The sequence below is a fragment of the Acanthopleuribacter pedis genome, from assembly GCF_017377855.1.
GTDB lineage: Bacteria > Acidobacteriota > Holophagae > Acanthopleuribacterales > Acanthopleuribacteraceae > Acanthopleuribacter > Acanthopleuribacter pedis.
This window is the reverse complement of record NZ_JAFREP010000070.1, coordinates 1-9,729: the sequence shown is the minus strand read 5'-3', so window position 1 is coordinate 9,729 and position 9,729 is coordinate 1. Positions and strand designations below refer to the sequence as shown.

Genomic DNA, 9,729 nt, shown 5'->3' with positions numbered 1-9,729 from the left:
TTGGGGGATGAACACCTGGTATGTCTGTACCCGGTTGGCGCTGTCGAACGCGTCGTAGGTGATGGTTACCGGGTATTGGTGGTTGTTGAATTGGGTGGCCTCAATCAAACGACCGAGCGGGTCAAAGCTGAACGAAGAGAGCGGCTGTAAAACACCGGGTGCTTCCAACGTGGAACCCAACTTCTCAATCAAACGTCCGGCATCGTCGTAACGAAACACCCGCCGCATTTTTTTGTCATTGATCCCGCCGTGGTATTGCTCCTCAAGCAGGCCGTCCGCATCGTAGTCGTAATGAATCGGATGTTCGATTTCGGGATGGTTTTCGGCGACCAGGTCACCCAAGAGATTGGTGACCGTGACACGTTCCAAGGATGGGTCGTCATAAGGCCGCGTGGTGATTTCCACACCGTTGGTGTGCGGCGCATAGTCAAAAATCACCGGTTGTCCGTTGGTTTCGGCACGCACCAGCCGTGTGGCAAGATCCGTTTCACTGGTCCTGGTTACCGTGGAAACCCGCGTCCCTGGGAGCCGGGGTTCAATCGGCAGGCTGCTGTAATCTCGGGTTTGGGCCTCGGTGGTTTCGGTAACGACCGTGGCCCCGTCTGCTTTTGTTTCATATTGGAAATCGGTCTTGAGCAACAACAGGCCGTCGCGAATGTCGTGATGCTCGGCACGGATTGGCCGGCCAAACACGTCAAGGTGGTAGGTCCAACGTCCGTTTTCCGCTTCCAGGGTTTCCTTAGTTCCGAGCGGTGAATAGCCATGGGTTCGGGTGTAGATGTGGCTTGGCGAAGTCTGGCGCGTTTCCATCTGAACGCGGCCCCAATCATCCAGCGTCACGGTTTCGACCGGAACCCGTTCCGCGATGGTTCGCGTCGCAATCGGGAAAGGCTGATCCTCGGCCAGGCGAAGCCCTTGGCCCAATTCGTAAAAGGTCGCCACCGTGGCGGGCAGCGTCCCCGGTGGCGAGAACTCGGTGATCAGAGGCGCGGTTGCGGGGACCTGAACGCTGGTCAAACGAAGGTCGGCGTCGTAGCCGTAGACGGTGGTGACGCCGTTGATGGTTTCGTTGGCGAGGGTCCCATCAAAATCGACGGTTCGCGAAATCGACTCACCCTCGGGCAAGCTAATGCTTGAGGCCTGGCCGTACTGGTAGCTGTTGTAGGTCGTCAGCCCACGTTGACCGAGGCGTTTGGCGGTGCGCAAACGCCCGCGATTGTTTCCCTCCTGGATGTAGCTGTAGCGCTCGGTGCGATAGGTGGTGCTGTCTTGCCAGTGTTCAACTTTGGTGGGGAAGGGGACGTTTACGCCCTCGTAGCGGTAGCTTGTTCGGCCAAGCAAGGTTTCGCGGTCGACCTCAACCAGCGTTTGTTGGTCGCTGGTGAGCAGGGCCAAGGCATATTGATGAAGGGTGGTGTTGTCATCCCAGCCGAAATTGGCGACAAAGCGGTGGTCATAATCGAATTCACGCACCAATGAAACGTTGCCACCACGGGCCTGGCGGGTGATCTTGACCGGTTGGAGAAATGCCTCGCGGAAATTGCTGGGTTGCCAATTCCCGCTTTCGAACCAGGAATAATCGTAGTTGGTGTCGATCCATTGGCCGTCAATCTGTTGCGCGTATTGGCGAACGGCGCTGACCGAGACGTTGTCGCCCCCCGCGTGCGCGGCGATGCTCAGTTCCGGGGTGTAACGCCAGGATTCGTTGAGGGTTGTGCCGCGGTAGGTGGTTTGCTTGGATCGGGGACGGCCGACCAGGTAACCATCGGTGAAAACACGGTAGTTGGTTTCAAAAAGCGGGGTGTTGATGTAGGTGGTGGTGCGCTGAAAGGCATGGGCACCATTCGTTTGAGTAACGGTCACGTCCAGCGCGCCTTGGCCGGTTGCGCTTTGCCGTTCTTCCTCAGCCGACCACTGACGGTAATCAAAAGCATAGTGCCCGCCGCCATGGCTGATCCCACTGATTCGGTTGAAAAACCGGTAGCGGGGTTCCAGTGTTACGCAATCATCGACGCGACGGTTCGTGCAATCTCCCGCATCCGGTTGGAGGTACTCAAAACGCTGGGTGTCGTATTGGTAGTGAACGGTGCCACCGGTTGGTAGGGTCAAGGCCGTGAGCAGCGGCTTCGGTTCACCGACATCTTCCATGGTGAAAACCGTTTCGTAACCCTCGGGCGTGATCACCTTGTGGAGTGTTGTGTGGAAGGTGTCGCCCGCGAAGACTTGGCGGTAGGTGAACCGCTTGAGTAGCTTTGTATTTAGCCCGGCTTCCAAGGTGATGCGTTCAAGAAGAGCGCCCAGGTAATGAAACACCAAGCTTCTGCCGTTTTCGTCGGTGATCCGGTCAATGCGCGGAAAATCGGGGAGGGTTCCGTCTGGATCGGTTCCGCCAACGTAATCAATCCGCAGGATCCGGCCGCTCGGTGACCAGATTCGCGTGGGGTAAAAAGTCACGCTGCCGGCATTGGCTGGGTTGGTGACATAACGGGTTGCCCGATATTCGGTTTTCTGACCGTTCGGGTCCGAGAGCACATAGGGAAAATACGAAAACCCCTGCAAGCTCGTGCCGTCCGAGCGTCGCCCGCGGCTGATTCGGCGAAGTTGGTCATCGATGAAGTGGACGTCGGCTTGGTTGGGTATGCAGCCGCCTGCCGCGCAGTTATCGGAGGCGCCACCGTCTTGCGGGTCTGCTTGAAAAACGCCGTCGCGACCGAAGGTGGTGACATTCCCGGCGGTGTCCACAAAACGCACCCGCTCCCAATCGCTGGAACCGGGGGCACCGTAGATCGCGTTGCGCGCGATGATATAGCCGAAATGCAGGTTCCAACCCTCGCCGAGGACGGAGTCTGTGTCGGGTTCGTTCATGGGACAGAGCCGAAAGCCGCTTTCGTCATTGCAGACCTTTTGCTGGTAGGCCTTGTAAATCGGGCGAATGCTTAGCTCGGGAACACCGATTGGGTCGAGGCTAACCTGAAGTTTTCCAGTGAATTCGTTGACACTGGAGTAGGGCGCGGCGATGTTGAGGCCCAGGTGATCCGCGTCGGAAGAAAGCGGAATCACGCCGTCGACCGTGCCGGTAACAGCGGGGTTCAGATGTTGGGTTTCCTCCTGAAACGCCAGATTAAATTGAAAAGGGCAAAGAAAAAACAAAAGGACCAACAGAAGACGGACGCGCGTGCATGAGGCGGCACAACGACGTTCAAAAATGAAATCGCGGATCATAAAGGCTCCTAGCAGGTATAGGAAGATTTAGCTTAAGAAAGAAAAATAGACGGGTGACCCATCGCTGGGTTACCGGAGAAGCGGCCTACTGGATCAGGATCAAAGCCGGCCGGTGTGTCCATTGCGAGCGATGGGTGGAAGCGAAAGGAAAGATGCGAGGACTTCCAGTAGGCTGGGCGCAACGCGAGCGCGCACCTGACCGGGAAAAAGGACAAGGGCTTTGGCGTGTGATCTCCTTGGGAGAGATCGTTCTTTCCTTTGGGTGATTCCGAATATTAAACCCAAACAGAAAATAAACAGGCTAAGAATTTCGCAAAAAGATTGCCGATAGAAATTCGCAGCAAGCAAAATAAATCCTTAAAACGGCTGCTTAATTGATCTTACCATCACTAAAGTTAGATTATTTTCGCCGCCCTTTTCGGTTGCCGGCCGAACTATCTTCCGAGCAGCATCTTTGGCCGACAAAGACACTTCGTTCAACCGAAGCACCGCCTGATCCCGCGGCGAGCACGATGCTGCCGACGGGATCAGGCGGCCACCGAAGTTGACGGTTGTCGCGGCTATTTAGTGTTGTCCACAACCTGATAGGCGCCGTCGGCGCGGGTGTAGAGAATGACTTCGCTCTCGGCTAGGGCCGTGATCGGGTGTTTTCGTTCGGCCGTGGCACCGAAGTAGCTGCCGGGATCCAATTGCTTTTTGGTGGCATCTGAATACTGCAGTCGACCGGAAATCACCACCGCCCGGAAGCTTGCCTTGCTGTGAAGGGTGCCCTCGAAGCCCGCGGGTAACTTGAGAAACATGCCGTTGGTTTGGTCACCTTCTTGTGAACCCCACAGATAGGCAACCTTGACGCCGGGAATCCGGCCGTGTCTTCCATTGAGATCGACCCAGACGATATTCGAGGGGTCCATGTTGATGGGTCGTTCACCACTGTCAAACGCCTGCTCAGGTGGTTTCACCAGATAAGGTCCCTTGTCGATTTCCACCAAAGCCACGTTCAGGGGGCCTTTTGCCGCGGTGATGTGGGTTTCACCTTTTGGTTGGGTCCAGAAGGAGCCGGGCGGCATCCACATTTTGGCGGCGGCTGGATCGTCATTGTGAATCAAGCCGTGAATGACGACCGCGCGGTAGGTGGCATTGTGAATATGTGGGGGAGAGGAAAAACCATCGACAAATTTTGCGAGGAACCCGGTGGGGACTTCGCCCTTTCGATCGCCCCAAAGCGTGCTTGCCCGCGGGCTCTGTTCACCGCGTGCCGGATTGAGTTTGGCCCACTGAACCTCGGAATAAGCAACAACCTCGTAGGAGGATGTGTCACCGGCAAAGGTCACGGTGCATAGGAAACCCAGGGATAAAAGCCAAAGAAAATGGGTGGGAACCTGTTTGTTCATTACAATCCTCTTTTGAATGAGATAAACCATGATGTGACGCCCTTCCACCGTTTAATAGCGTTGAGCGGCGGTATTCTCAGTTGGGATGAATGGGACGCGCGCGTTTTAACCTAAAGTGTGCGAATCGGGTGGATGCATTTGCTCAAGTATCGGCGCAGGACCTGTCGAGGGGTGATACGAAAGGTGTTGGAAAAAGCGGACCGGGGTCGCGCACGACGCGTACCAGGAAGGTTCGTCGCCCATTTTTACTGTGCCTTGCAGCCCAACGCTTGGCGTAGGACCCGCCGATACTTGGGCAAGCGCGCCGCCAAGAATCGCTCAATTTAGGTTTAAGGTTTCGCGGGTGGTTCACGGACGATAAAGCAACAGTCGGGAAAAAGCATAAAACCTAAGAAGCGCTGGCGCGGCGATTTTAGCAAAACCTCTGTGCGCCAACGATCTGTAAAAATGCTCACCGTACCCAGTGGGTTCGGTCGGGCGCGGCCCCGGCTTGCTTATTTCAAGCCATTTCGCTCCAGATCTTTAGCCAAAATCTCTCGTTTCGGTGCCTCTTAGGTTTAAGTTGTTTGTTGAGCAATGCTTGTGTTTTGTTCGCCACTGCTTTCCAAAAACGTTCGATTTCCACCTGGTTGTTGACGGCGTTAACCGACGCCCAGGTGATGTTTGAAAATTTGGCGCGTAGGGCTAGGTTTCGCCGTTGTCTCTTTCGGATCAAGCATTTCAAGGGGATTTTTGTTGCCTGGTTTCTGTATTTGGTAGTCAATTAACGAAAGAACATGCAACTTGGATACTTACGAAAGGAGGATCGATGTCCTGGCTGAACGTTTTGTGGTTGGTCCTGTTTCTTGGGAAGGTGGAAACGCGCCAGAAGGCTGTGCTTGATTTTCTTTTCTTCCTGATTCAGGTTCAGCGTGAAACGATTCGTTCATTAAATAATGGTAGGGATAAACGTCTGACCGACCGGCAGCGGCGCCGGCTTGCGATCCTGGCAAGGGCGGTTCCCAATGATTTTTTGCAAAACATCGCGGCGCTGAGTTACAGCCCGGACACGTTTTTGCGTTGGTATCGAAGGTTGGTTCATCAAAGATATAGGCCCGAAACACGTGGCCGGCAAGGACGGCCGGCAATTTCTCCTGCGACGGTGGCCTTGGTGCGGCGTTTGGCCGAAGACAACCCAAGTTGGGGCTACCGACGGATTGTCGGGGCGCTGAAGCATCTCGGGGTAACGCTTACAAAAAACACCGTGGCTCGGATTTTGGAAGATGCGGGTTTGCCTCCGGCCCCGAAACGCACGCGCTCATGGCGTTGTTTTTTGGAGCAGCAGTGGTCGAGCATGGTCGCCGCCGATTTCTTCACGGTGGAACTGACACGTGGTTGGGGGATTCAGCGGGTGCATGAATTGGTTAGGATGCAGTTGGTGACGCGAAGAATCCACATCGCCGGGATTGTGAACGAGCCGACGCAGGCATGGCTGGTGCAGGTCGCACGCAACGAAACGGACGAGGAACATGGTTTCCTGAAAGAGGGCTCGTTTTTGATTCATGATCGGGCGACGGTTTTTGGCGAAAAGTTTAAGGCCACCTTGGCGGCAACTGGTGTGACGACGGTCAAATTGCCGGCCCGCTCGCCCAACCTGAACGCACATGTGGAGCGTGTGATTCGGAGCATTCGTGAAGAATGTTTGGACCGATTTGTGATTTTTTCGAAAGGGCAACTTGAATACCTTTTGCGTGAATATGGGGCGCATTACCATGAAGAGCGTCCCCACCAAGGCCTTGGAAACTGGTTGATCTCCGGCAAGCAGGGGAAGTCAGAGGGAAGAATCCGGCGACGAACCCGTTTGGGCGGCTTGCTCAGTTTTTATGATCGCGTTTCAGGTTAAGAGCCCGGTGGATTCGGAGTGAAATCCAAGGCCAAAGTGCGCCCGAATGAAGCCTTTACATCAAAAAAACACCTCTCTCGGGCGAAGTTTTTTGCGAATTTCCAGAAAACGGAAGGTCGGTTCCTGTTGCGCGACGTGGAATTCAGGGTGATTGGGCGGCCTGTTTATTTTTGGGACACTACGACTTGTTTTTATCGTACAAGAGTTTTATGAAAGCAATTACGATAATCGATCGGCCTAAAGAAAATAGTATTTTTTGGAACATGAAGGAGTCTAGACTTATATGTGTTGATATGAAAGCTAAAAGTGCCCCAGACACAGATAAGGAAAAGCCTAAGATGAAGAGTCCCTTATTTTTCCAAGGGTGCAGCGAGATAAGCAAAAGAATAAAACCAATTATTGAGTAAGTGAAGTTTCTTGTTATGATCCCTGTTGGGTTTTCTGGTTTTAATTCACCCAGGGTTGAAGTAGATTTTATGATCAAGAAGAAGCCAATTAAAAACAAAATGTATTTTATGTATTTTAAAGTTTTTTTCATTGGAAGTGTGTTTTGATGTTGCTTCATGGTAGTACTTCTTTGTCTCCTGCGAGAGGTTCTGTTTTTAAGGCGTGGGATGGACGAAACGAATTACTACTTGGGTGGTTGAAGATAGGGGCTTGTTTTGAAATTTTCAGGAATGCGTAATTGATCTTTGGCTTGATCTAGTGGATCGCCAGTTAATTCGAGTCCAAAGATCCAAAAGTCTACAGGTACATTTGGAGCTTGTAGTTCTGTCAAAGGTCGCCAACTAGTTTGCCTTAAGCGAGAGATTGTAGAATTATTCGATTTATAAATTAAGTTCTCACGGTTGATAGGAAAGTTTGAGGAGTGTTCTGAAATTCGTTCAGCCAGAATGAAGTAGTGATTAATATGCTGATTGTAGTACTCCCAGGCCGGATGTTTTATGTTTATGCCGGTTTTAGGGAGGTTGTGGCTGTATTGCTCATGAGAAAGCCAGGTTTTCTTGCCTAGAGGCGATACTTTTTCGTTCTTAAATCTGAAGAATTCCCAGCTTGATAAATGTGCCTTTGACCTTTTGAAGACAGGGGTACTTTGCCAAAGGTAGGCTTCCGCTGTAACTGTAAGACCTGCTCTTTGAAGATACATCCACTCAGTGTAGCCTGCTGTTACAGCGGCAGATATTATACCTATTGCAATTTTTGCTGCTGGGGGAAAAATGGTAATTATTGCTTCGCCAACAAAGCCGCCAACCGCAGTAAGTCCATATTTATATATTCCATGAAAAAAGACAGGCCAACTTTCTGGATCCAGGCTGGTGTCCCATTTGAAATTGACTGTTTCTGGGTCGTAAAACACGAATTCATGGTCTTGGTATACTAGGTAATGATATTCGTCCTGTTCTTGGGTTGTAAGTGGACCGGCATTTGTGATATCAACGTAATTCCCCGATTTTATATCAAGCCATCGGTTGATTTTTGTGTTGTGAATTAACCCGGGGTATTTATTGTGATATATTAATGTTCCTTCAGTGTTTGAAGGGATTAAGTGTGAATTTTCACCAGCAAATACCTTTACATACGTTTGGCCCCCAATTTTTACAGGCTCATATGCAGGAACGTTGGGAAAATGGTCAATCGCAAGCCCATCGAAATCAAAGAAAAGCAAAGGATTACAAGCTGCAAAAGCGTATGGTTCGGTGAAGGTCGTTGGGTCGTAGATGTCGGGGGCGCGGAAGTCGGGGTTTAGGAAGTGGCCTATTTCTGGGCTGTAGTAGCGGTGGTGCATGTAGATGAGGCCGGTGTCCGTGTCGCGTTGGTGGCCGCTTAGGCCGAGGAAGGGGTTGTCAAATATGCTGAAGGTGGGGCGTTCGTAGCCGTTGCCTAGGTCGTAATCGGTGGTGGTTTGGGTTTGGGGGTCGGTTCCGGGCATGAGGTCTTTGGCCTTGAAATTTCCCCACCAATCCTCGCCGTGGGGGCTGTAGGGGGTGTAGAACACTTTACCGTCGCTCAGGCGTTTGTACGCGAAGGGGGTGCCCAGGTGGTCGTTGAACAGATAATAACTCTTTTCACGGTTCTTGAGGTCTTCGATGAAGGCTGGGCCCATTGGCCCGTGGCCGACAGCGTGGGTCCAATCCACGCTTCTTTGACGCTTGATGCCGATAGCGACGACTTTTGAGCCGTGGTACGCGAAGATCATAGGTTCAAACTGGTTCGCTGTCGTGGTGCGGATGCGGCGGCCTTGGCTGTCGTATTCGTAGGTGAACAGTTGGTTGCCCTGGCTTAGGGCGCGCAGGCGCCGTTCGCCGTCCCATGCGAAGGATTGTTGGTCGCCCTCGCTGGGGGTGATCTGGTCCAGGTTTCCGTTTTCGGGGATGTAGGTCATGGTTTTGGTTTGGCCGGTGTTGTCCGCGTGGGTTTGGCCCACCACCTGGGCATCCCATTCGGTTTGGCTGTTAATTCGGGGACCTGCTTGGTTGCCGGCGGTGCGGCGGCGTAGTTGGATGTCGCCGGTTTCGCTTGGGTCGGCCAAGGGCTGGTCGCGCAGGACCAGGGTCAGGTTTTGCAGCAGTTGTTTGTCGCCGCTGCCGTAGCTTTCGTCGAAGCGGATGGTTTCGTAGGTGGGTTCGGGTGCCGGAGCCTCTTCTCCGCCCGTTGCGGGTGGTGGGCGTTCTCCGATGTGGCGTTCTACCGTTACCCCGGCCAAGGTGTGGTTTGGGTTGTAGCTGGGGGTTAGGATTTCGCGCAGTTCCGGGCCCGCACGGGTGACGCCGGTGATTTTGGCGCCGATGAAATCGGCCGCGCTGTTGCAACCGTCGATTTGGGCGTTGCCGTCGTAGCTCAGTTCCAGGGCGAAGCCACCGTCCGCTGTTTGGATGCTTGTTAAACGGTTGCTACCGTCCTGGCTGATCGTAAATTCGGTGCCGTCGCCCCAGGTCATGGTGCCGGGGTAACCGTTTTGCCAATCGGCATATTGAACGAACATGGTGGGACCGATGACGCTGACAACGTTGTCGGCATCGTCGTATTCGTAGTGAAGGTTGACGGCGCCGCCGATGGTGGTGCCGTGGAAGCGCTTCTTCTTGTCGTAGTTGAATTGGTGCGTCACCCCGTTGGCGTCGGTGTAGCGGTCGATTCTGGCCAGGTCGTTGGTGTCCTGCACGTAGCTATAAGACTCCACCAGCGCGGGGCCTTCGCCGGAGGCGGCGTTCCGGGTTAACTGCACCAGGCGACCGT

Annotated in this window: 4 protein-coding genes; 1 reads left to right on the top strand and 3 read right to left on the bottom strand. The window is 53.4% G+C overall.

Going from position 1 to position 9,729, the window contains the following annotated elements; genetic code table 11:
- The coding region (locus J3U88_RS33660) for an RHS repeat domain-containing protein (RefSeq protein WP_207863615.1) at positions 1 to 3,222 on the bottom strand (3,222 nt) is incomplete at its 3' end.
- A 560-nt stretch (positions 3,223 to 3,782) separates the two neighbouring features.
- Positions 3,783 to 4,613 (bottom strand): DUF4437 domain-containing protein, encoded by an 831-nt coding sequence (locus tag J3U88_RS33655; RefSeq protein WP_207863614.1) that lies wholly within the window; start codon positions 4,611 to 4,613, stop codon positions 3,783 to 3,785.
- 808 nt (positions 4,614 to 5,421) lie between these two features.
- Here J3U88_RS33655 and J3U88_RS33650 point away from each other — a divergent pair.
- The gene (locus J3U88_RS33650; protein ID WP_207863613.1) at positions 5,422 to 6,495 is read left to right on the top strand and encodes an integrase core domain-containing protein; all 1,074 of its coding nucleotides are present in this window, start codon (positions 5,422 to 5,424) and stop codon (positions 6,493 to 6,495) included.
- 631 nt (positions 6,496 to 7,126) lie between these two features.
- Here the strand turns inward: J3U88_RS33650 and J3U88_RS33645 are convergent.
- Positions 7,127 to 9,729: RHS repeat-associated core domain-containing protein (locus J3U88_RS33645; protein WP_207863612.1), on the bottom strand; the 2,603-nt coding region annotated here is incomplete at its 5' end.

Bases quoted from the DNA above. Each gene is read 5' to 3' on its own strand.
- J3U88_RS33655 (WP_207863614.1), bottom strand. From the start codon at position 4,613: ATGAACAAACAGGTTCCCACCCATTTTCTTTGGCTTTTATCCCTGGGT.
- J3U88_RS33650 (WP_207863613.1), top strand. From the start codon at position 5,422: ATGTCCTGGCTGAACGTTTTGTGGTTGGTCCTGTTTCTTGGGAAGGTG.